The organism is Pseudomonas weihenstephanensis, from assembly GCF_001043055.1.
Lineage (GTDB): Bacteria > Pseudomonadota > Gammaproteobacteria > Pseudomonadales > Pseudomonadaceae > Aquipseudomonas > Aquipseudomonas weihenstephanensis.
Map to the genome: position 1 here is coordinate 98,176 of NZ_JYLF01000004.1, position 23,599 is coordinate 121,774.

Consider the following 23,599-nt stretch of genomic DNA (forward strand, 5'->3'; position numbering starts at 1 on the left):
GCCGCCCATGTCGCAGATTCGCGGCAGTTGGCTGAGCCTGTTTGCCATGTTGATGATCTTCATCGGCCCGCTGATTTCCCAAGCGATGCCGATGGATCATCACGCCTCCATGCCCATGCCGATGGACATGCGCATGGCTGCGCACAGCGAACACGCAGAGCCTCAGCAACCGCCCGAGGACCATCACGCGCTCTGGGAAAAGTGCGGCTATTGCACGCTGCTGTTCAGTTGCCCCGCACTGCCCGGTGCCGTTGATCTGGTCCTGTTCGATGCGCCAGCCCCCAAAACGTACCTGGCGTCCAACCCGCGGCTAGGGCATGCCCGCCAACCGGTGTTCCCCGGCGCTCGCTCCCGCGCCCCGCCTGTATTCCTTTAAGCAACGACACCACATCAACCCCCGAGCCCCCCTGTATGCGCTGCTGTAGACAGCCGCAGGTAGGTGGCCGAGTTGTATTCGCTTGAATATTGGAATGCTTATGTCCCGTTTTACTGCTGCCTCCCGTTTGCCTCACGCCCAAACGGTGTTTCCTTTCGCCCTCAGCGCCCTGTGTTGCGCAGTGTTTGCACCCGCGGCGCTGGCTGCTGAGCCGGTAGATGCACACGCCACACACGTGCGTGAACTCAGCCCGACCGTGGTCACCGCGGTAGCTCCCAGCTCGCCGCTGACCATCGTCACCAACCCCAAAGACCCGCGCCAGCCGGTGCCCGCCAGTGACGGCGGCGATTACCTGAAGACCATTCCCGGCTTCGCCCTGATCCGCAACGGCGGCACCAACGGTGACCCGGTGTTGCGCGGCATGTTCGGCTCACGGCTCAACATCCTCACCAACGGCGGCATGATGCTCGGTGCCTGCCCCGGTCGCATGGATGCACCCACCTCCTACATCTCGCCGGAAACCTACGACAAACTGACGGTCATTAAAGGCCCGCAAACCGTGCTCTGGGGACCGGGTGCCTCGGCAGGCACGATCCTGTTTGAACGTGAACCAGAGCACTTTGGCGAACTGGGCACACGGGTCAATGCCAGCGTGCTGGCCGGCTCCAACGGCCGCTTTGACAAAACCATCGACGCCGCCGCCGGTGGCCCGCTGGGCTATGTCAGGGTGATCGGCAACACCGCACACTCTGACGATTACAAAGACGGCAATGGCGACACCGTGCCCTCGCGCTATGACAAATGGAATGGCGACATCGCCCTGGGCTGGACCCCCGACGCCGACACGCTGCTGGAACTCACCGCAGGCAAGGGCGATGGCGAAGCGCGTTCGGCAGGACGCGGCATGGACGGCAGCCAATACAAGCGCGAAAGCCTGGGCCTGCGCTTTGAAAAGTCCAACATCGGCGAGGTGCTCGACAAGATCGAAGCGCAGGTTTACTACAACTACGCCGACCACGTGATGGACAACTACACCCTGCGCACCCCGTCGGGTACCGGCATGATGGCGGGGCCGATGGCGTCCAACGTCGACCGCCGCACCCTCGGTGCACGGATCAAGGCCACTTGGCGCTGGGCCGACTACCAGTTGATCAGCGGCCTCGACGCGCAAACCAACGAACACCGTAAACGCATGGGCATGGGCATCAACACCTACAAGGATCAGAACTGGAGCAAAGACGCTGACTTCCACAACTATGGCGCCTTTGGCGAACTGACCTGGTACGCCGCTGACCGCGACCGCGTGATTGCGGGTGCCCGCATAGACCGTGCCTCAGCCAAGGACTTTCGTGCCCGCATTGGCTCGGGAATGATGAGCAAGCCCAATCCGACGCTGGATAAAACCCGCGCCGATACTCTGCCCAGCGGCTTCGTGCGCTATGAGCACGACCTGGCCGACAGCCCCACCACCGTTTACGCAGGCGTGGGCCACACCCAGCGCTTCCCGGACTATTGGGAGCTGTTTTCACCGACCTCAGGCCCCGCGGGTTCGGTGAACGCGTTTGATGCGATCAAGCCCGAAAAAACCACCCAGCTCGACATGGGCCTGCAATACAAGACTGAGAAAGTGGAGGCGTGGGCCTCGGTGTATGCCGGAGAGATTCGCGACTACATCCTGTTTGACTACGCCAAGGGCTCGTCACAGGCACAGAACATCAACGCGCGCGTGATGGGCGGCGAGCTGGGGGCCGCGTACCAGCTGACGTCCCACTGGAAAGCCGACGCGACCCTGGCCTATGCCTGGGGTAAAAACACCAGTGATGGCAAGGCATTGCCACAAATGCCGCCGCTCGATACCCGCCTCGGTCTGACCTACAGCGAGGACGACTGGAGTGCCGGTGCCTTGTGGCGTGTGGTCGCGCGCCAGGACCGTATTGATCGCAACGCTGGCAACGTGGTGGGCAAGGACTACGACAAAAGCGCGGGCTTTGGTGTGTTCTCGCTCAACGGCGCCTACCGCCTCAACAAAAACCTCAAGGTCAGCGCCGGGGTCGACAACCTGCTGGATAAAAACTACAGCGAGCACTTGAACATGGCAGGCAACGCGGGCTATGGCTACCCGGCCAGCGACCCGACCCCGATCAACGAACCCGGCCGCACGTTGTGGACCAAGATTGATGTGAGCTTTTGATAGCCCTGTGACCTTCTGACCCCAACCCTCTCCCTCAGGGAGAGGGCTTCAATCACAACACGCGCTAACTTGCGGAGCCGCTCACATGAGCCAACCCACACCGTCTTTCTACAACCTGGCCTGGCGATGGCATTTCTACGCCGGGCTGTTTGTCGCCCCCTTCATGATCCTGCTGGCCCTGACCGGGATTATTTACCTGTTCAAGCCCCAGCTCGACCCGCTGCTCTACGACCACCTGATCAACGTCAGCCCGGGCCATCACCGCCTCAGCGCCGACCAACAACTGCAACGCGTCCAAACCACTTATCCACAGGGCCACATCAGCCAGTACCTGCCAGCGCTCAACCCGCAACGCAGCGGCCAGTTCGTTATTCATAACGCTGGCCGCGAGCTCAATGTGTTCATCAACCCCTACAGCGGCGAAATACTGGGCGAGCAAGATGCCAAGCTCAACCTGCAAGCCGTGGCCCGCGCGCTGCATGGCGAGTTGATGATCGGCACCCTCGGCGACCGGCTGGTGGAGCTGGCCGCTGGCTGGGGCGTGGTGCTGGTGATTTCCGGCCTGTATTTATGGTGGCCGCGCGGGCAATCAGCGGCCGGGGTGTTATGGCCTCGCTTGAGCCGGCGCGGACGCGTGCTCTGGCGCGACCTGCACGCGGTAACAGGTTTTTGGGGCGCCGCCTTGCTGCTGTTCATGTTGATCAGCGGCATGACCTGGACCGGTTTTTGGGGCAAGCAATATGCCGACCTGTGGAACCAGTTCCCGGCCGCGATGTGGAACAACGTCCCTCAATCGGACTTGCAAGCGCGCAACCTTAATACCGCCACCCGCCAAACCGTGCCGTGGGCCATGGAAAACACGCCCATGCCGCTTTCGGGCGCCCACGCCGAACACAGTGGCCACACTGCTCACGCCAGCGGCCCCGCCGCACCGCGCGTGACCCTGCAACAAGTGGTCGACACCGCGAACAGGCGCAACGTCGAACCCGGTTACAGCATCACCCTGCCGACCACCGCTGAAGGGGTTTTCACCGTCGCCGTCTTTGCCGATGACCCGCGCAACGACGCCACGCTGCATGTCGATCAATACACGGGCGAGGTGCTGGCCGACGTGCGCTGGCAGCATTACAGCAACGTCGCACGCGCCACGGAAATGGGCGTGATGCTGCATGAAGGCAAACTCTTTGGGTCGCTGAATCAAATCGCCATTTTGCTGGTGTGCCTGATGATTCTGCTCAGCTCGATCAGCGGCCTGGTGATCTGGTGGAAACGCCGTCCACAGGGGCGTTTAGGCATACCGCCGCTGCGTCACGCACTGCCAACCTGGAAGACCGGCGTAGCGATCATGCTGCTCCTCGCTGTCCTCTTCCCGCTGGTGGGCGCCTCATTGCTTGCAGTCTGGGCCGTGGACCGCTTGCTGCTGATTATTCGTTCAAAACAGCAACATGAGCGCCACTCATAGGCAACGTGAATACTTCGAGAGATCCCGTCTAGAGACTTGGGGATAATGGCGCCCTGATAAAACGCCCGAAAAGAGCTGTTACTTTATAACGGCTTTATTTAAGCTCCATCACCCGCCGCCAGGAGGCAGCGGGCATACCCCCAGAAAAAAGCGACTGACCGCCCCGATGAATAAGTACCTGCTTTCCAGCCTTTGCCTGTTGGCGATCAACCACGCGCACGCGGATGACACTGCGCCGTCGCTGATGCTACCCGCCGCCGCCATTACCGCGCCTGAAGTCGATGCCGAACACATTGACCTCAAAACCGCCACCAGCGCCGGTTCGCGCCTGAGCCTCAACAGCCTCCAAACCCCCGCCAGCGTTGAAAACTTGACCGGCGAGCAGATTCGCGCACGCGGGGACCGCAGTGTGCAGGACGCCGTGACCCGCACGACCGGCATCAGTTTTACCGGATCGCCCGGCAACGGCGGTTCGGCGTATGCGGCCCGAGGCTTCGTCGGCGAAGGCTCGGTCATGCAGCTTTACGACGGCGTGCGCATGTACAGCGGTGCGGGCACCGTGACCTTCCCGGTGGACGACTGGTCGGTAGAGCGCATCGACGTGCTGCGCGGCCCGGCCTCGGTGTTGTATGGCGAAGGTGCGACTGGCGCCGTGATCAACGTGATCCCGAAAAAGCCCTTCAGCGGCGACATCGAAAACCAGGTGCGCATCGGTTACGGCTCCTACGACACTCGGCAACAGGCGCTGGACAGCGGCGGTTCGCTGACCGACACCCTGAGCTATCGCTTGAACATCAACCACCTCCAGAGCAACGGCTGGATCGACCACGGTGATTCGCAAAAAACCTTCATCAGCGCCGCCCTGCGCTGGCAGGCCACCGATGACCTGGCGTTCACCCTGAGCCACGACTACGGCGATCAGGAGCCGCAAAACGACTTCGGCGTGCCGTTGATCAATGGCCGTTATCACAAGAGCCTGCGTGACAAGAACTACAACGTGCGTGACGCCAAGCTGCACTACAACGACCAGTGGACACGTCTCAACAGCGAATGGCAGATCAGCGACAACCTGAGCGCCAGCAACGACCTGTATTACCTCAAGGCCCAGCGCCGTTGGCAGAACGCCGAGAACCACGGTTGGGATCAAGACCGTCAAACGTTATTGCGCAGCGGCTACTTCAGCATCAAGCATGATCAGGAACAGATCGGTGACCGTCAGACGTTCACCCTCAACCATGATCTGTTCGGGCTTAAAAGCAGAAGCCTGGTGGGCATGGACTACAACCGCATCCACTTCAGCCTGCACAGCAACTCGCCGTATCACGATGTTGATTCAGACGGGCAGCCCGTTGATCTGTACCACCCGGATCGCGGCGAATTCCAAAGCGCGTCGCCCTACCGCGACCAGTTCACCACCACCACGCAACAGGTGTCGCTGTTCGCCGAAAACCGCACTGAGCTGACCGATCAACTGTCGCTGGTCACCGGTGTGCGCCGTGACATCGTGCACCTGGACCGCGACGACTTTGCCGCAAACGGCGACACCACGCGCAGTGACCGCAGCCTGTCAGCCAACAGCTGGAAAGTCGGCCTGGTGTACGAACTGACCCCGGACATGTCGATCTACGCACAACAAGCCACCAGCGTCGATGGCGTCGGCGGGTTGATCAGCCTGGACGCAGGTCAGCAAAACTTTGATCTGGCCCATGCGCGTCAAACTGAAATCGGCTTCAAACAGATGTTCTGGAACCAGCGTGGGGAGTGGACCTTGGCGGCGTACCACATCGTCAAAAAGGACTTGCTGACCACCGACCCCAACAACGCGACTCGCACCCTGCAAGTGGGCGAGCAGTCCTCTAATGGCCTGGAAGCCAGCCTTGACCTGCAACTGCCCAACCGTTGGGCACTGCAAGCCAACGCGTCGATCGTGCGCGCCGAGTACGACACCTTCAACGACGACGGCGTGTCGCGCAAAGGCAACCGCCCCACCGACGTGCCGCGCCGTACCGCCAACCTGTGGCTGAGCAACGCCATCACCGACGACGTGCGCGCCGGCGCAGGTGTGCGTTATGTCGATTCGCGCTATGCCGACACCGCCAACAACGTCGAGCTACCGAGCTACACCGTGGTTGACGCCACCGTGAGCTGGAAAGCCTTGCCTAAAACGACTCTGGGCGTGCGACTGAACAATTTGTTCAACCGCCAATACGCCGTAAGCCAATACAATGGCGGCCAACAATGGATCATGGGCGAGCCGCGCTCGTTCTTTGTGACTGCCGATTACGCCTTTTAAGCACACCAGTTCCTGCACTGATCAGCGTTAACTCAAGCCCCGGATGCTTTATGACCCGTCTCACCCTCACTCAGCTCGCCTGGTCGCCTTTGGGCCACGGCCATTGCCATCACCAGTTCCACCTGCGTGATGCCAGCCTGCACGTGGCCGCAGGGGAGTTCGTGGGGTTGATCGGGCCTAACGGCAGCGGCAAAACCAGCCTGCTGCGCTGCGCCTATCGCTTCAGCAAGCCTGAATCCGGCAGCGTGCATCTCGAACAGCACAACCTGTGGCAACAGTCGCCCCGCTGGTGCGCACAACGCATCGCCGTGGTGTTGCAAGAATTCCCCGATGCTTTTGGCCTGACCGTCGACGAAGTGGTCGCGATGGGCCGTACCCCGCACAAAGGCTTGTTCGACGGCGACACCGAGGCCGATCGCCAACTGGCGAAAAACGCCCTCGAATCGGTAGGCCTGCACGGCTTCGAAGACCACGCCTTCGCCACCTTGTCCGGCGGGGAAAAACAACGCGTGATCCTGGCCCGCGCCCTGACCCAGCAACCCGACCTGTTGGTCCTCGACGAGCCAACCAATCACCTCGACCCGCGCTATCAACTGGCGTTGTTGCAACTGGTCAAACGGCTGAACATCGCCACCCTGGCCAGCATCCACGACCTCAACCTGGCCGCCGCCTTTTGCGACCGCCTGTATGTCATCAACCACGGCAACATCATCGCCAGCGGCACGCCCCGCGAAGTACTGACCGTGGAGCTGTTGCGCGAGGTGTTTGGCGTCGACGCGCTGATCGACGACCATCCGCTGTCCGGCTACCCGCGCATCACCTGGATAACCCAACCATGAACCTGATCCGCCTCGCTCTATGCTTAAGCGTGTTGTTCGGTGCCCAACTGGCCCAGGCCGACGCCACCCACTACCCGCTGACGATCAAAAGCTGCAACCGCGACGTGACCTTCAACGAGGCGCCCAAACACGCGGTCAGCCACGACATCAACATGACGCAAATGATGCTCGCTCTGGGCCTCAAACCGCACATGGTCGGCTACAGCGGCATCAGTGGCTGGAAGGCCGTGACGCCGCAGATGAACGTGATCCTCGACGGGCTGCCGGAGCTGGCAAGCAAGTACCCGTCAGTCGAGACCCTGCTCAACGCCAACGTTGATTTCTTCTTCGCCGGTTGGGACTACGGCATGCGCGTAGGCGGCGATCTCACCCCGCAAACCCTGACCCCACTGGGCATCAACGTTTACGAGCTGACCGAGTCGTGTGCGTTTGTGATGAAACGCCCACCCGCGAGCATGGAGGACACCTATAACGACCTGCGCAACCTCGGCAAAATTTTCGATGTACAAGACCGCGCCAACGCCCTGATTGCACGCATGCAGCAGACAATCGCCGAGGTGCAAAAGACCCTGCCAGCTACAAAGCCGCGTGTGTTTTTGTATGACAGTGGCGAAGACCGCGCCATGACCTCGGGCAAACTGGGTATCCCCCATGCCTTGATCGAAGCCGCAGGCGGCAACGACATCCTGAGCGATATTGACGCCAGCTGGACCCGCATCAACTGGGAGACCGTGGTCGAGCGCAATCCCGAGGTGATCGTGATCGTCGATTACAGCGAAGTCAGCGCCGAGCAAAAACAGCACTTCCTCCAGACCAACCCTGCGCTGCAATCGGTCGATGCCGTTCGCAACCAACGCTTTATCGTCATCCCTTACGTGCAAGCCACGCCGGGCATCGACAACGTGCTGGCCATCGAAACGCTCGCCAAAGGCTTTCATCCTCAATGATGTCTCGCCGCTACGCGCTGTTACTGCTGAGCCTTGGCGCACTGCTGCTGGTGTCATGCGTGGTGTCGCTGGGCTTTGGCCCGGCGCGGGTGCCCGTGGACGTGGTCTGGCACATCGTGCTGCACAAGCTGTTGGGCATCGGTGAGGTGAGCTGGAGCGCGGGGCAGGAACATATCGTGTGGCTGATCCGTGTGCCGCGCATGCTGCTCGGTGCCTTGGTCGGCGCCGGACTGGCGTTGATCGGTGCCGTGCTGCAAGCCGTGACGCGTAACCCGCTGGCCGATCCACACCTGCTGGGCGTGACCAGTGGCGCCACGTTGGGCGCGGTGATTGTGGTGCTGCACGTGGGCGAAATCGTCGGCCTGCTGACCTTGCCCATCGCCGCCTTTATCGGCGCACTGTTGAGCATGGTGCTGGTGCTGGCCATCGCCAGCCGTCACGGCCGATTAGACAGCGACCGCCTGTTGTTATGCGGGGTTGCTGTGTCGTTTGTGATGATGGCCGTGGCCAATACCTTGCTGTTTTTAGGCGATCATCGCGCCAGCTCCGCCGTGTTGTTCTGGATGCTCGGCGGCCTGGGGTTGGCGCGCTGGGAGCTGCTGGCCATCCCCAGCGCCAGCGTGCTGCTGGGGCTGATTTTACTGCTGGGCATGGCCCGCCCGCTCAACGCGTTGATGGCGGGCGAGCAAACCGCTGTCACCCTGGGACTGAATGCGCGCAATGTGCGGCTCAAGGTGTTTTTGATCGCCTCGTTGATGACCGGTGTACTGGTGGCCATCAGCGGTTCAATCGGCTTTGTCGGGCTGATGATCCCGCACATTGCCCGCCGCTTGGTGGGCGCCGAGCACCGGCGGTTATTGCCTGTTTCAGCGTTGCTGGGCAGCGTGTTTCTGGTGTGGGTCGATGTGGCTGCACGCACCCTGATCGCTCCCGAAGATTTACCGATTGGCGTGGCCACGGCGGCGATTGGCGGGTTGTTTTTTATCGGGTTAATGCGCAAACGCTAACCCCTCGTACTCACCGCCAGCGACTCTGCCTGCCCTGTCTTACAACTCATCTTTGTTGATAAGCGCAGGCGAACGCACCCACGGTAACTCAGGCTTGACCTTGGCAGGCTCCGTGGCTTGCCAGTTAGCCGTTACCCACCCCACTTGCGCCCAATTTGTACCGGGGCTGACAACCACCAGCTCGCCTGCCTTGAGCAACTTGGCGATGTACTGACTTTTTGTTTCGAGGCCTTTATCAACCCAGTCCTGATCCTGGTACTGGTTTTCCCAATAGTCATAGCCCACGACCGACTGGCATAAATCGTTTTCAGCCTGACCGGGACGTCGTACGTATTTCAACAGTGCGCCGTCATTGCCTGACAAGAACGCGAGATTCACTGAGAACTCCAGCCGCTCCAGGTTCTTGACCACATAGCAAATGTCCATCGGCCAAAACATGTGGTCGACCCAGTTGCGCTGCTGCGGCCTGGCAATACTCGGTTTGATCGGTGGGTGCGCATTGTGAACCGCGATCGGCCCATACCCGGACGGCAATCGGGGGAGCGGACGTGCGGAACCCGAAGACCGCTCAAACAAGGCATTTAAAAAAATGCGGTCCTGAGCGTTTGCGGGCACACCATTGATCTGAGGTTCGAGGGGCACATAAAGGGTATCTGCCGATGAATAAAACACGGCCCCCACAATTTTTTGGGCGTGCGGCAAGACCATTTTCCGGTGGCTATAAAGTGCCGCATCGTCAACGTGGCTAAACATCGGGCCAAGCGCCGGTACATTCGGCGCGGGTTCATTGCTGAGGGCGGCAGCCGGTGCGTAGGGCTGCCATGCACTCGTCACACGGCCCGGTGCAGCCCACACGTTGTTGGTTAAGAGGACGTCCATATGCCCACCGGACGCTACTTTACGGATGTAATCAGGGGATCGAAGCGTGTGATTGTTCAACAACACCTGCACGGGCGTGTGAGGCCCCGACGCGCTGTCCAGTACCAACAAGGTGTTGAGGTTTTCAGTGCGGTAACTCAGCAGAGCGCCATTGCGGGTGGAGATAAACATCTGTGGATAATCGCTGCGCCAGGGTGAGTGGTCGCGGGCCATGCTCGACAGCACTGCAAGGTCTATCAGGTCAGAAGGGGCTATGAAGTCGGCAAAGACGTCGTCTGTTGCCAGAGCCACGGGGGTTTTTGGCGTGGCCATATAGACAGCGTTAAGGATGAAGCCGGCCGCAAAGCTATAGTCTGTCGAGCCAAAAGGGCGAGGGAAAATCTGCCCCAACAGTGCACTGCGTGCGGGCAGTGGCTCTGTGACGAGATACTGCTCACTGTGCTCGCGCTTGAGAATCACCCCGAACTGAGACGTTGCACGCGCGCCCATCCGCGCATGAACGTAGCGCATGGCGTCTTGAGCCTGCGAAAAAAGCGGGCCGTACGCAGGTTGCAAACTGAGGCGGCTCATCACGACAGGTGGCCGGGCGGGTTTCCAGGTCGGCGTCACCGGGCCACGAGCGCCCCATAACGGGCTGCTCACCACGACACTCAACCCACCTGCACGGGCCACCTGCGCTACGTATTGAGTCGGGGTCAGTGTGTTGGCACGCAGCTTGTTCTGCGTCTGATTGTTGCGCACCTGTTCGGGGTGCGCCTCTGGCGGTGAAAGCCGCGCAAGTAGTTTTTTCTCACTATCAGAGCCAGTCGATGCGTACTTGAGCAGTGCGCCGTCTTGCGCTGAAAAATAACTCACCCGCCCGCGACGATCGAGGATGGCCGCGCGCAGTTCATGCGCCCCGAACATGTTGCGATTCACACGCTCCTCATTGGCCGTGCGCCAAAGTTGAAGAGGGCGAACGCGGTGCGTGTGATACACCGCGACGATCAGGCACCCATAAGGAATATATGCCGCCAACTCCGGTGGAAAAACCATTTGGGGATCAAAGGTTTCAGTGTTGACAGCCAGCGGCTCTGTCACGACAAAGAGATTGTCTTCGCGCTTGAGGACCAGCCCTCCGTAGGTGAAGTCCACCCGTCGGTCGATCTGTTCATGGGCGTATCGCGCGGCATCGTCCATATCCACAAAAACCGGGCTGAGCGTGCGTCGCATAAAGCCTTCAAACGGCTTCCAGGCGTACGACACTCGCCCTTCCCGGCCCCACACATCGCTGCGGCGTAACACCTCCAACTGACCTGCATAGGCCAACGCATGGACCAATACATCGAACTTCTCGGCGCCCGACAACACGTTGTGAAGCAGTTTCAAGCCACCGCCTTGACTCTGTGGCAATTTTGCAAACTGCATGTTCTCCACCGGATGAGACTTGGAGATGTACTTCAACAGCGCGCCGTCACGGGTCGCAATATAAAGAGGCAACGCATCAATCTGATCCGCAGGGCCCAGCCCTTGTGCCAGCGAGAGGGCCTTTTCCAGTGCTTCGGGGTGCAAGAAGTTTTTAAACAACGACACCTGCTCATGCGGTAAATGGGCGGGATCGCGGTATTCAGAATCACAGCCATACAAGGCCACAATCGTAAAGTTTGCAGGCAATTGTGGGCGCCGTTCACTGTCAAGGGTAAACGCCCGTACCAGCGCAAAGTCCAGCGCTTCGGTCACCGGTTGCGAAACCACAAATTCATCACGCGTGCTGTTTTTGAGAATAAAACAGTAATGCTGACTCGACGTTTTTGCGCTAAGCGATAGCGCATATTCAAGAGCCAATTGCTCACTGGCCAGCACCGGGCCATACGCTGGCCGTTGAATAATCACATCATCCGTGTCAAGGGCGCGCAAAGGCAAAGAAAAGAACCCCGGTGATAGCCTGCCCGTTTGCCCGCTCCACACCTCAGTGGACTCAATGACGTCAACCTGCAACGTGTCAACCACTTGCTGGAAGAAGCCCTGCAATCCGTTCGGCTGATCGTCTTCCTCGACCTGCGACAGAAAAGCGAAGAGCTCTTTAGCATCGTCTGTGGGCCGCGCTTGAGCCTTGAGCAGCGAGCCATTGAAACCGGACAAGTAATGCACATCCGCAAAGCGGCCCATACCCAACAGGCTGTGAATATTGGCCGGTAAAAAAAAGTTGGCCAGCGTGATCACTTGCTCCCTGGACACTTTGGCGGGCACCGTTTCTCCCCCGCCAAGTTGATGCGACCTGGAGTAATAAAAGCCGTAACACCTGAAGCCTTGAGGTTGTTTGAGCTGACCTTTGTCATCCACTGAAATAAATTGAGTCGGGCTAAAACTCTCGCCTGCCATCTCCACCGGGCGCGAGGCCAGGTAGCGGCCTTGGGCATTTCTTAAAATCACCCCGGCGTACTCCACCTCACGCTTGTCACCTATCAATTGATGGGCAAACCGCGCGGCATCATCGGGGGTCAAAAAAGGCGGGCTCAAGGTCGGCAGACGGCCCTGGGTATTGCGCGGGTAAAGCACCTGCGCAATGTCATAGACGGGTTCCATCGCTAAAAACTCCTTTATTGAGTCGTGACCGGCATGTGCGCGGTCACGCTCATACTTCGCTTCGCAAGGAGTGCGCAGGTGGTAGTTAGTTAGCGGCCCCGGCCCACAAGCACCAAGGCAGCGCACGCCAGCGCACTGCACCTCCCCTCGGGCGCCAAACGGGTGCACCGATGCGCCCCTTCTTTGCGCAAAGCCCCGGTCTTGAGCGCTGTTTCAATCCCGGCACAGCCTTTGCAAAAGCTTGCTCATCGTTCGAATCCATCCCTGATGAACCTCGAGTTCCTGGAGATCGCACCATGAAGCGTCGCAGCCTGATCAAAGCGTTCACCTTGTCGGCCTCCATTGCCGCCCTGGGCCTGACCTGGACGGTGCACGCCGCCGAGACCATCAAGGTGGGCATTCTGCATTCGTTGTCCGGGACCATGGCGATCTCTGAAACATCACTCAAAGACATGGCCCTGATGACCCTCGACGAGATCAACGCCAAAGGCGGGGTCAACGGCAAAATGCTCGAAGCGGTGGTGGTCGACCCAGCGTCCAACTGGCCGCTGTTCGCGGAAAAAGGCCGCCAGTTGCTGACTCAGGACAAAGTCGCGGTGGTGTTCGGCTGCTGGACCTCGGTGTCACGCAAGTCCGTGTTGCCGGTGTTTGAAGAACTCAATGGCTTGCTGTTCTACCCGGTGCAATACGAGGGCGAAGAAATGTCGCCCAACGTGTTCTACACCGGCGCTGCGCCCAACCAGCAAGCGATTCCGGCGGTTGAGTACCTGATGAGCGAAGACGGCGGCAGTGCCAAGCGCTTTGTGCTGCTGGGCACCGACTACGTCTACCCGCGCACCACCAACAAAATTCTGCGCGCATTCCTGCACGCCAAAGGCGTGGCCGACAAGGACATCGAAGAGGTCTACACCCCGTTCGGGCATAGCGATTACCAGACCATCGTGTCCAACATCAAAAAATTCTCGGCGGGCGGTAAAACCGCTGTGATCTCCACCGTCAATGGCGACTCCAACGTGCCGTTCTACAAAGAGTTGGCCAACCAGGGCATCAAGGCCACCGACGTGCCGGTGATTGCGTTCTCGGTGGGTGAAGAAGAACTGCGCGGCATCGACACCAAACCGTTGGTGGGCAACCTGGCCGCGTGGAACTACTTCGAGTCGGTTGAGAACCCGGTCAATCAAAAATTCGTCGCCGACTGGAAAGCCTATGCCAAGGCCAAAAACCTGCCGGGCGCGGACAAGGCCGTGACCAACGACCCGATGGAAGCCACCTACGTGGGCATTCATATGTGGGCGCAGGCGGCTGAGAAAGCCAAGTCCACCGATGTGGATAAAGTGCGCGAAGCCCTGGCCGGCCAGACCTTCGCGGCACCCTCGGGTTACACCCTGACCATGGACAAGACCAACCATCACCTGCACAAGCCGGTAATGATTGGTGAGATCCAGCCAGACGGTCAGTTCAGTGTGGTGTGGCAAACCGAAGGCCCGATCCGCGCACAGCCGTGGAGCCCCTACATTACGGGCAACGACAAAAAACCGGATTACGCGGTGAAGAGCAACTAGTCACTTAAAAGCCCCTCTCCCCCCTCTCCCCCCTCTGCCGGAGGGCGAGGAGCTGATGTGTGGCGTTTAGTCCCCTCTCCCTCTGGGAAAGGGCCAGGGTGAGGGTCAGCGCCCTGAAGCTCGACCACCTGCAAACAGGGACACTCGCTATGCCCACTGCCCTTTATCGTTTGATCCTCGCGTTGCTGCTGTGGCTGCCGCTGGCCGCCTACGCCGATGACGCCAGCGACTTTGCTGCGGCCAACCTGCCACAGCAGGTCAAGCTGCTGGAAAGCTGGGCCGCCCAGCCCGACCCGGCGCGTACCGAATTGATCATGGCCCTGCAACAGGGCCAGATCACGGTCGACGGCCAACCCAAAACCGTGCGTTTGAACAACCGCCTGCGCGGTTTGATCGACACCGCACTGGCCAGCCATCAACTGCTCTCGGCCGACCCCACGCTGCGCCTGAGCGCTGCGCAACAATTGCAAAAGAGCGCCAAGCCTGCGCAGTGGGTGCTGCTCAACCGCCGCCTGACCCTCGAAGCGGACGACAAGGTATACGCAGCCCTGAACCTGGCGCTGGCCAATTTGCAGTTGGTCGATGCCGACCCGACGGTGCGTTTAGCCGCCGTGCGCCTGCTCGGCGAAACCGGCGAGCCATTGGCCCGCACCCGCCTTGAAACCCTGTTGCAGCCCGAGGTCGAGACCGACGCCCGCGTGCGCACCGCCGCCGAGACCAGCCTGGCGCAAGTCAAACGTAAATTGTTGATCGGCGACCTGCTGGGTCAAGCATTCAGCGGCCTGTCACTCGGCTCGATTCTGCTGCTCGCGGCTCTCGGGCTGGCCATCACCTTCGGCCTATTGGGGGTGATCAACATGGCCCACGGCGAAATGCTGATGCTCGGTGCCTACTCCACGTATTGCGTGCAGTTGCTGTTCCAGCGCTTCGCCCCCGGCGCCATCGAGTTTTATCCGTTGCTGGCCTTGCCGGTCGCGTTCTTCGTCACGGCGGGCGTGGGCATGGTGCTGGAGCGCACAATCATTCGTCACCTCTACGGCCGCCCGCTGGAAACCTTGCTCGCCACGTGGGGCATCAGCCTGATCCTGATCCAGTTGGTGCGTGTGCTGTTTGGCGCACAGAACGTTGAAGTGGCTAACCCGGCGTGGCTCTCGGGCGGCATTCAAGTGCTGCCCAACCTGGTACTGCCCTACAACCGTCTGGTGATCATCGCGTTCGCGCTGGCCGTGGTGTTTCTGACGTGGTTGCTGTTGAACAAAACCCGCTTGGGTCTCAACGTTCGCGCCGTCACTCAAAACCGCAACATGGCTGCCTGCTGCGGCGTGCCCACCGGGCGCGTTGACATGCTCGCGTTCGGTCTGGGTTCGGGGATCGCCGGGCTGGGCGGCGTGGCCTTGAGCCAGGTCGGCAACGTCGGCCCCGACCTCGGCCAGGGCTACATCATCGATTCGTTTCTGGTGGTGGTGCTGGGCGGCGTCGGCCAACTTGCAGGCACGGTATACGCCGCATTGGGACTGGGTATCGCCAACAAAATCCTCGAACCGCAGATCGGTGCCGTGCTCGGCAAAATCCTTATCCTGGGGCTGATCATTCTGTTCATTCAGAAACGCCCGCAAGGTCTCTTCGCGCTTAAAGGACGGGTGATCGACTGATGAATCAGCCACTGATGCTCACCGCAACCCAAAAAGCAGGCCCGGCCCTGACAGCACTGATTGGCGGACTCGTCCTGCTGGTGCTGCTGGCCTTGCCCTTACTCTCATTGCTGCCCGCCGACAGCCCGTTTCAAGTCTCGGCGTACACCTTGACCCTGGTCGGCAAAATCCTCTGCTATGCCATCGTTGCGTTGGCACTCGACCTGGTGTGGGGCTACGCCGGGCTGTTGTCGCTGGGCCACGGTGTGTTCTTCGCCCTGGGCGGTTACGCGATGGGCATGTACTTGATGCGTCAAACGTCGGGCGATGAATTGCCCGCGTTTATGACCTTTTTGTCGTGGACTGAATTGCCGTGGTACTGGGTCGGCACCGAGCATTTTTGGTGGGCCATGTGCCTGGTGGTACTGGCGCCCGGTTTGCTGGCGCTGGTGTTTGGGTTTTTCGCCTTTCGCTCACGGATCAAGGGCGTGTATTTCTCGATCATGACCCAAGCCCTGACCTTCGCCGGGATGCTGCTGTTTTTCCGCAACGAGACCGGCTTTGGTGGCAACAACGGCTTCACCAACTTTCGCAGCATTCTGGGCTTTGGCATCACCGAACCCGACACTCGCGCCGCGCTGTTTTTCGCCACGGTGCTGTTGTTGGCGGGTAGCCTGTTTGTGGCCTGGCGCCTGGCGCGCAGTAAGTTTGGTCGGGTACTCACCGCAGTGCGCGATGCTGAAAACCGCCTGATGTTTTGCGGCTATGACCCGCGCGGTTTCAAACTGTTTGTGTGGGTGTTGAGCGCCGTGCTGTGCGGTTTGGCCGGAGCCTTGTATGTACCGCAAGTGGGCATTATCAACCCCGGCGAAATGTCCCCCACCAACTCCATCGAAGCGGCGGTATGGGTCGCACTGGGCGGGCGCGGCACGCTGATCGGCCCGTTGCTGGGCGCAGGCGTGGTCAACGGCATGAAAAGCTGGTTCACCGTGGCCTTCCCTGAATACTGGCTGTTCTTTCTGGGTGCACTGTTTATCGTCGTGACCCTGTACCTGCCCAAAGGCATCATCGGCTTGCTGAAAAAGAGGGGCGAATAATGCGCATCACGCCAACGGCAGCATTTATGCTCGAACCCGCATTTGACCCCAACAAAGACGCCGGCAGCGGCCGCGACGCCATCGGCCTCGGCCACGCGGCAGGCAAAGGGTTGAATACGCGCCACGGCACGATCCTGACCCTGGAAGGCATCAGCGTCAGCTTTGACGGGTTCAAGGCGCTCAACAACCTCAACCTGTACATCGGCGTCGGCGAACTGCGCTGCATCATCGGCCCCAATGGTGCGGGCAAGACCACGATGATGGACGTCATCACCGGCAAGACGCGCCCCACCGAAGGCCAGGCCTGGTTCGGCGAAACCCTGGATTTACGGCACATGAGCGAAGTGCAGATCGCCCAGTCGGGCATCGGCCGCAAATTTCAGAAACCCACCGTGTTCGAAGCCCTGAGCGTGTTTGAAAACCTTGAGCTGGCGCAAAAAACCGACAAGTCGGTATGGGCCAGCCTGCGCGCCACCCTCTCGGGCGAACAAGCCGACCGCATCGGTGAGGTGCTCAACACCATTCGCCTGACGAGTGCGGCGCATCGTCCGGCAGGGTTGCTGTCTCACGGGCAAAAGCAGTTTTTGGAAATCGGCATGTTGCTGGTGCAAGACCCGCAGCTGTTGCTGCTGGACGAACCGGTGGCGGGCATGACTGACGCTGAAACCGAGTTCACCGCCGAGCTGTTCAAAAGTCTGGCGGGCAAGCACTCGCTGATGGTGGTGGAGCACGACATGGGGTTTGTCGGTTCGATTGCCGATCACGTCACCGTCCTGCATCAGGGCAGCGTGCTGGCAGAAGGGTCGCTGGCGCAGGTGCAAGCGGATGAACGGGTGATCGAGGTGTATCTGGGACGTTGAACAACGGGTCGGCGTCGTTTATCAGGAATCCAAACATGCTTAAAGTCCAAAAGCTGCATCAGTTCTACGGCGGCAGCCACATCCTGCGCGGCGTGTCGTTTGAGGTAAAAGTCGGCGAAGTCACCTGCCTGCTGGGCCGCAACGGCGTGGGCAAAACGACGTTGCTCAAGTGCTTAATGGGCTTATTGCCGATCAAAGAAGGGGGCGTGAGTTGGGAAGGTCATGCCATCTCCACACTCAAACCCCACCAGCGGGTGCACGCAGGCATTGCGTACGTGCCACAGGGCCGGGAGATTTTCGGCCGCCTCAGCGTGGAGGAAAACCTGCTGATGGGCCTGTCGCGCTTCCCCGGCAGCGAGGCCAAAGAAGTGCCCGCGTTCATCTACGAGCTATTCCCGGTGCTGCTGCAAATGAAGCATCGGCGCGGCGGCGACTTGTCGGGCGGGCAACAGCAACAACTGGCCATCGGTCGCGCGCTGGCCAGTCGCCCGCGCCTGCTGATCCTCGACGAACCCACCGAAGGCATCCAGCCCTCGGTGATCAAAGAAATCGGCGCCGTGATCAAAATGCTCGCGGCACGCGGGGACATGGCCATTTTGCTGGTAGAGCAGTTCTACGACTTTGCCGAGGAACTCGCGGATCAGTACCTGGTGATGTCACGGGGTGAAATCATTGCGCAAGGTCGCGGTGAAAATATGCAAACAGAAGGTGTGCGCGGGCTCGTGACGATTTAATCTGTAACTCTTTGTTACCAGAATGGCCTCTTATGAATTTACCTGCCAATACCGCCTTGTTCACCCCTAGCTGGCAGGCCGAGCTGGAGCTGGGTTATGGGCGTTTTGGCGACAGCACGCGCCCGACCCTGCGCCGTCATCTCGGGCCTTTGCGCGTACAAAAGCACCTGTACGCCGAAGGCCCCCAAGTGTGCCAGCACATCATCGTGCACCCCCCCGGCGGGATTGCCGGCGGCGATCAACTCGACATTCGCGCCAGCGTCGGGCCCGATGCCTGGGCCCAACTCACCAGCCCCGGCGCCGCCAAGTGGTACCGCGCCGCAGGCCCGGCGTATCAAAGCGTTGAGCTTAAGGTGGCCGCAGGCGCGACGCTGGAATGGCTGCCGCAAGAAACCATCGTATTTAGCGCAGCGCAGGCCGAACTCACTACGCGCATCGCGCTTGAGGGGGATGCCCGTTTGTTTTATTGGGACATGGTGGCGTTGGGACGACTGGCCAGTGGTGAGCGTTTCGAGCACGGGTCTTTTCAATCGCAACTGGATATTCGCCGCGACGGCCAGTTGCTCTGGCATGAGCGCCAGCGCATTGTGGGCGGCGACGGACTGCTGGCCTCGCCCATTGGGCTGGATGGCCACCCGGTGTTTGCAACGTTGCTGGTGACGGGAGAAATCAGTGCTGAGCTGCTGCAAACCTGCCGCAGCCTGGCCAACCCGGTGCGGGGTGATCTGACGCAATTACCCGGTTTACTGGTGGCCAGGTGCCTGGCGGGGGAAGCGTTGCAGGCCCGGGGCTGGCTGATTGATTTATGGCGACTGCTGCGCCCGGCCTTGTTGGGGCGCGAGGCGTTGGCGCCGAGAATCTGGAGCACGTGAAGAGGCCCTCGCCCTACCCTTTGAGCTGAACGCAGGTGAGCCCACGTCACGCGACACACAAAACAGCCCTCTCTTGCTCCGGCAGAGGGTCAGGGCAAAAAGCCCGATTACTTTTTAACTGCCGAACACGGACCCCTCATGGACCTGACACCACGCGAAAAAGACAAAATGCTGATCTTCACCGCTGGCCTGCTGGCGGAGCGCCGATTGGCGCGCGGGGTGAAACTCAATTACCCGGAAACCATTGCCTATATCTCAGCCGCCCTGCTCGAAGGCGCCCGCGATGGCAACACCGTGGCCCAACTGATGCATTACGGCACCACCTTGCTCACACGCGAGCAAGTCATGGAAGGCATCCCGGAAATGATCCCCGACATTCAGGTCGAAGCCACCTTCCCGGACGGCACCAAGCTGGTTACGGTCCACCAACCCATCGCCTGAGGTGCAGCCATGGCTTACGTTATTCGTGATGCAGTCCCGGCTGACCTGCCGGCGATTCGCGATATTTACAACGATGCAGTGCTCAATACCCTCGCCATCTGGAACGAGAACACCGTCGACTTGAGCAACCGCCAGCAATGGTTCGACGCTCGCCAAACACAGGCTTACCCCATTCTGGTGATCGTGGATCACGCCAACGTGCCATTGGGCTATGCCTCATTTGGTGACTGGCGCCCCTTTGAAGGCTTTCGTCATACCGTCGAGCATTCGGTGTACGTGCATCCCGATCAGCGTGGCAAACGCCTTGGCCCGCAGTTGCTGGCAGCGCTGATTGAACGCGCCAAAGCGTGTGACAAACACGTCATGGTCGCCGCGATTGAAAGCGCCAATGCCGCCTCGATCCATGTGCACAAACAGCTCGGGTTCGTCACCAGCGGGCGCATGCCGCAAGTGGGCATCAAGTTCGGGCGCTGGCTGGACCTGACCTTCATGCAATTGATGCTCAACCCCGGTGCCTTGGCGCCACAGGAGCGCGGCCAATGACCGCTGAACAGGTGCTGCGCGTCACGCCGCAAACGTTCGATCGCTACCGTGAAGGCTTGATTACGCTGCTGGTGGACGCCGTTCATCACGGCGCGTCCGTCGGTTTTATGGCCAACCTGGACCCGGCCCAGGCCAGCCAGTATTTCAACGAGGTGCAGACCCAACTGGAGCAAGGCAGTGTGCTGCTGTGGGTGTTGGTCGAAGACCAGCGCGTGCTCGCCAGCGTGCAATTGGCCTTATGCCAGAAAGCCAACGGCCTCAACCGTGCCGAAGTGCAAAAGCTGCTGGTGCTCAACGAAGCGCGGCGCCGGGGCTTGGGCCAAGTGCTGATCCACGCGTTGGAACAAGGGGCACGCCAGCAACACCGCGGCTTGTTGCACCTGGACACCGAAGCCGGCTCGCCCGCCGAAAACTTCTACAGCGCGCTGGGGTATACCCGCGTCGGTGAACTGCCCAACTATTGCCGCAGCCCCGACGGTCACTACAGCCCCACCGCCATCTACTTTAAAACCTTGAGTGAACCGCAATGATTCCAGGCGAATACCGCATCGAGTCCGGCGATATCGAGCTGAATGTGGGCAGGCGTACCCACACCCTGAGTGTGTCCAACCGCGGTGACCGGCCGATTCAGGTCGGTTCGCACTATCACTTTTTCGAAACCAACGATGCGCTGATGTTTGATCGCGGTGACAGCCGTGGCATGCGCCTCAATATCCCGGCTGGCACCGCCGTGCGCTTCGAGCCGGGGCAAACCCGTGAAGTGGAACTGGTCGAACTGGCAGGTTTGCGCCGCGTGTTCGGCTTTGCCGCACGCGTCATGGGCAATCTGGATTGACATAAGCCACGCACATGCCGCCTTTACGGTTGCTTCGCGACCGGACGCAGCCTTCGGCAACGGCTACAGGTCACTATTAGGAACGACACAGCATGAAAATTTCCCGTCAGGCCTACGCCGATATGTTCGGCCCCACCGTTGGCGACAAAGTTCGCCTGGCCGATACCGAGCTGTGGATCGAGGTCGAGCAGGACTTCACCACTTACGGCGAAGAAGTGAAGTTTGGCGGCGGCAAAGTGATTCGTGACGGCATGGGCCAGAGCCAGTTGCTCGCGGCCGAGGTGGTCGACACCTTGATCACCAACGCGCTGATCATCGACCACTGGGGCATTGTCAAAGCCGACGTGGGCCTGAAAAACGGGCGCATTCACGCCATCGGCAAAGCTGGCAACCCCGACATCCAGCCCAACGTCACCATCGCCATCGGCGCCAGCACGGAAGTGATTGCGGGCGAAGGCATGATCCTCACCGCTGGTGGCATCGACACCCATATTCACTTCATCTGCCCCCAACAGATCGACGAGGCACTCAACAGTGGCGTCACCACCATGATCGGCGGCGGCACCGGCCCGGCGACCGGCAGCAACGCCACCACCTGCACCTCTGGCCCGTGGCACATGGCGCGCATGCTGCAAGCGGCAGACGCATTTCCGATGAACATGGGCTTCACCGGTAAGGGTAATGCCAGCCTGCCGCAGCCCTTGATCGAGCAAGTCGAGGCGGGCGCCATCGGCCTTAAATTGCACGAAGACTGGGGCACCACACCGGCCTCCATCGACAACTGCCTGACGGTGGCCGACCAGTACGATGTGCAAGTGGCGATTCACAGCGACACGCTGAACGAGTCGGGGTTTGTCGAAACCACCCTCGCCGCCTTCAAGGGCCGCACCATTCACACCTATCACACCGAAGGCGCGGGCGGCGGGCATGCGCCGGACATCATCAAAGCCTGCGGCCTGACCAACGTGCTGCCCAGCTCGACCAACCCGACCCGACCGTTTACGCGCAACACCATCGACGAGCACCTGGACATGCTGATGGTGTGTCACCACCTGGACCCCAGCATCGCCGAAGACGTGGCCTTTGCTGAAAGCCGTATCCGCCGCGAAACCATCGCCGCCGAAGACATCCTGCACGACCTGGGCGCGTTTTCGATGATCAGCTCGGACAGCCAGGCGATGGGCCGCGTGGGCGAGGTCATCACCCGCACCTGGCAGACCGCCGACAAAATGAAGAAACAACGTGGCCCGCTGCCGGAAGACGGCATTGGCAACGACAACTTCCGCGCCAAACGCTACATCGCCAAATACACCATCAACCCGGCCATCACCCACGGCATCAGCCACGAAGTCGGCTCAATCGAGGTGGGCAAATGGGCCGATCTGGTGCTGTGGCGTCCGGCATTTTTCGGGGTTAAACCCACGTTGATTCTCAAGGGCGGCGCCATTGCATCCAGCCTGATGGGCGATGCCAACGGCTCCATCCCGACCCCGCAGCCAGTTCACTACCGGCCAATGTTCGCCAGCTACGGCGGCTCGCGGCATGCCACCAGCCTGACCTTCATCAGCCAAGCAGCCGCTGAGGCCGGGGTCCCCGAAACCTTGGGCCTGAAGAAGCAAATCGCCGTGGTCAAAGGCTGCCGGGATGTGCAAAAAACCGACCTGATTCATAACGGTTATTTGCCCAACATCGAAGTCGACCCCCAGACCTATCAGGTCAAGGCGGATGGTGTGTTGCTGTGGTGCGAACCGGCAGACGTGCTGCCAATGGCCCAGCGCTACTTTCTGTTTTAAGGCCAAGCGCAGGTCAGGGTGTGATCTGGCCTGCGATTCACGGGTTCATCTTCATCAGGCGTTGACACTTCACCGCCTATCCCCTCATCCGTGAGTGTCTCCATCAATCTGCGCCGCTCAATCCCAAAATCGATGACTTGCGCATCGGGCGATGTAATAAAGCCCGATCCCGCCGCAAAATAACGCTCTTGGGTCTCGGGTTCTTCAAAGTTATGCAGCGCCGCTTGAAGCCATGACAGGGTGCGCGCACTAAACCCGCCTGTGGCGACGCCAAAGGCATCCAATGAAGGCGTGTAGAGGCGCACAGACACCTGATCAATCGGCACGCTGTAGCCAGCGCTTGTCAATGCTTGCGTCAACAACGGCCGGGCAAAGTCGTGCAGCCCCGGAATACCCCCCCCAGCGCTTTCTCCAGTGTGTTCAGCGACTGGCCACGGGCGTCGGTCATCGCTTTGAGTGCGTCTTTTTCTGTGTGTGTTAGCGCGCCAAACCACTCAGGCACTTGGGCCTTGGTTTGCCTTAAGGCTGTGCGCCGCTCAGTGGTCGTTTCAATCAGCCACGGTGGAACCGCTTGTTTAAAAAGTCTGTAATGACGCCGGAGTTCAACCTATAGAGATGTTCAGCGCCAGTATTGAAAAGGATCGACAAGCGCTAAGATGCGACTTCTTTTTT

At 60.3% G+C, this 23,599-nt stretch carries 20 protein-coding genes; 18 read left to right on the top strand and 2 right to left on the bottom strand.

What is annotated here, in order from left to right; genetic code table 11:
• Positions 1–7: 7 nt before the first annotated feature.
• From TU86_RS11190 to TU86_RS11220, 7 genes are all read left to right on the top strand, one after another.
• On the top strand, positions 8–376 hold the full coding sequence (locus TU86_RS11190) for a DUF2946 domain-containing protein (RefSeq protein WP_048364381.1): 369 nt from the start codon (positions 8–10) through the stop codon (positions 374–376).
• Between the two features lie 100 nt (positions 377–476).
• Entirely contained in the window at positions 477–2,567 is a 2,091-nt protein-coding gene (locus TU86_RS11195) for a TonB-dependent copper receptor (protein ID WP_048364382.1), read from the top strand.
• 85 nt (positions 2,568–2,652) lie between these two features.
• Positions 2,653–4,029 carry a PepSY-associated TM helix domain-containing protein gene (locus TU86_RS11200; protein ID WP_048364383.1) on the top strand — a complete coding sequence of 459 codons (1,377 nt, stop codon included), beginning with the start codon at positions 2,653–2,655 and terminating at the stop codon, positions 4,027–4,029.
• Positions 4,030–4,195: 166 nt separating this feature from the next.
• Positions 4,196–6,322, top strand: a complete 2,127-nt coding sequence (locus TU86_RS11205) for a TonB-dependent receptor (RefSeq protein ID WP_048364384.1) — start codon at positions 4,196–4,198, stop codon at positions 6,320–6,322.
• 50 nt (positions 6,323–6,372) lie between these two features.
• Positions 6,373–7,161, top strand: a complete 789-nt coding sequence (locus TU86_RS11210; RefSeq protein WP_048364385.1) for an ABC transporter ATP-binding protein — start codon at positions 6,373–6,375, stop codon at positions 7,159–7,161.
• Positions 7,158–8,108 (top strand): ABC transporter substrate-binding protein, encoded by a 951-nt coding sequence (locus TU86_RS11215; RefSeq protein WP_048364386.1) that lies wholly within the window; start codon positions 7,158–7,160, stop codon positions 8,106–8,108. The genes TU86_RS11210 and TU86_RS11215 overlap by 4 nt, the downstream gene beginning before the upstream one ends.
• Positions 8,105–9,115 carry a FecCD family ABC transporter permease gene (locus TU86_RS11220; RefSeq protein WP_048364387.1) on the top strand — a complete coding sequence of 337 codons (1,011 nt, stop codon included), beginning with the start codon at positions 8,105–8,107 and terminating at the stop codon, positions 9,113–9,115. Before TU86_RS11215 ends, TU86_RS11220 begins: the two co-directional genes overlap by 4 nt.
• Before the next feature lie 39 nt (positions 9,116–9,154).
• On the opposite strand, the gene TU86_RS11225 is transcribed toward TU86_RS11220, so the two are convergent.
• Positions 9,155–12,559 carry a hypothetical protein gene (locus TU86_RS11225; protein WP_048364388.1) on the bottom strand — a complete coding sequence of 1,135 codons (3,405 nt, stop codon included), beginning with the start codon at positions 12,557–12,559 and terminating at the stop codon, positions 9,155–9,157.
• Between the two features lie 296 nt (positions 12,560–12,855).
• On the opposite strand from TU86_RS11225, the gene urtA reads away from it, so the two are divergent.
• The 11 genes from urtA to ureC all read left to right on the top strand — a co-directional run bounded on the left by urtA (position 12,856) and on the right by ureC (position 22,927).
• Positions 12,856–14,121, top strand: a complete 1,266-nt coding sequence (gene urtA, locus TU86_RS11230; protein ID WP_048364389.1) for an urea ABC transporter substrate-binding protein — start codon at positions 12,856–12,858, stop codon at positions 14,119–14,121.
• A gap of 149 nt (positions 14,122–14,270) precedes the next feature.
• A complete protein-coding gene (urtB, locus tag TU86_RS11235; protein ID WP_048364390.1) occupies positions 14,271–15,773 on the top strand; it encodes an urea ABC transporter permease subunit UrtB in 1,503 nt (500 codons plus the stop codon).
• The gene (urtC, locus tag TU86_RS11240) at positions 15,773–16,849 is read left to right on the top strand and encodes an urea ABC transporter permease subunit UrtC (RefSeq protein WP_048364391.1); all 1,077 of its coding nucleotides are present in this window, start codon (positions 15,773–15,775) and stop codon (positions 16,847–16,849) included. Before urtB ends, urtC begins: the two co-directional genes overlap by 1 nt.
• Positions 16,849–17,709, top strand: a complete 861-nt coding sequence (gene urtD, locus TU86_RS11245; RefSeq protein WP_048364392.1) for an urea ABC transporter ATP-binding protein UrtD — start codon at positions 16,849–16,851, stop codon at positions 17,707–17,709. Before urtC ends, urtD begins: the two co-directional genes overlap by 1 nt.
• Positions 17,710–17,744: 35 nt before the next feature.
• Positions 17,745–18,443, top strand: coding sequence for an urea ABC transporter ATP-binding subunit UrtE (gene urtE, locus TU86_RS11250; RefSeq protein WP_048364393.1), 699 nt, complete (start codon positions 17,745–17,747; stop codon positions 18,441–18,443).
• A gap of 32 nt (positions 18,444–18,475) precedes the next feature.
• Positions 18,476–19,315 carry an urease accessory protein UreD gene (locus TU86_RS11255; protein ID WP_048364394.1) on the top strand — a complete coding sequence of 280 codons (840 nt, stop codon included), beginning with the start codon at positions 18,476–18,478 and terminating at the stop codon, positions 19,313–19,315.
• A 138-nt stretch (positions 19,316–19,453) separates the two neighbouring features.
• Positions 19,454–19,756 (top strand): urease subunit gamma, encoded by a 303-nt coding sequence (ureA, locus tag TU86_RS11260; RefSeq protein ID WP_048364395.1) that lies wholly within the window; start codon positions 19,454–19,456, stop codon positions 19,754–19,756.
• 9 nt (positions 19,757–19,765) lie between these two features.
• Entirely contained in the window at positions 19,766–20,299 is a 534-nt protein-coding gene (locus tag TU86_RS11265; protein ID WP_048364396.1) for a GNAT family N-acetyltransferase, read from the top strand.
• A complete protein-coding gene (locus TU86_RS11270) occupies positions 20,296–20,829 on the top strand; it encodes a GNAT family N-acetyltransferase (RefSeq protein WP_048364397.1) in 534 nt (177 codons plus the stop codon). The genes TU86_RS11265 and TU86_RS11270 overlap by 4 nt, the downstream gene beginning before the upstream one ends.
• Positions 20,826–21,134 (top strand): urease subunit beta, encoded by a 309-nt coding sequence (locus TU86_RS11275; protein ID WP_048364398.1) that lies wholly within the window; start codon positions 20,826–20,828, stop codon positions 21,132–21,134. Before TU86_RS11270 ends, TU86_RS11275 begins: the two co-directional genes overlap by 4 nt.
• Positions 21,135–21,226: 92 nt before the next feature.
• Entirely contained in the window at positions 21,227–22,927 is a 1,701-nt protein-coding gene (ureC, locus tag TU86_RS11280; RefSeq protein WP_048364399.1) for an urease subunit alpha, read from the top strand.
• Here ureC and TU86_RS11285 read toward each other — a convergent pair.
• The gene (locus TU86_RS11285; RefSeq protein ID WP_338053665.1) at positions 22,924–23,421 is read right to left on the bottom strand and encodes a dermonecrotic toxin domain-containing protein; all 498 of its coding nucleotides are present in this window, start codon (positions 23,419–23,421) and stop codon (positions 22,924–22,926) included. The genes ureC and TU86_RS11285 overlap by 4 nt on opposite strands.
• Positions 23,422–23,599: the final 178 nt, after the last annotated feature.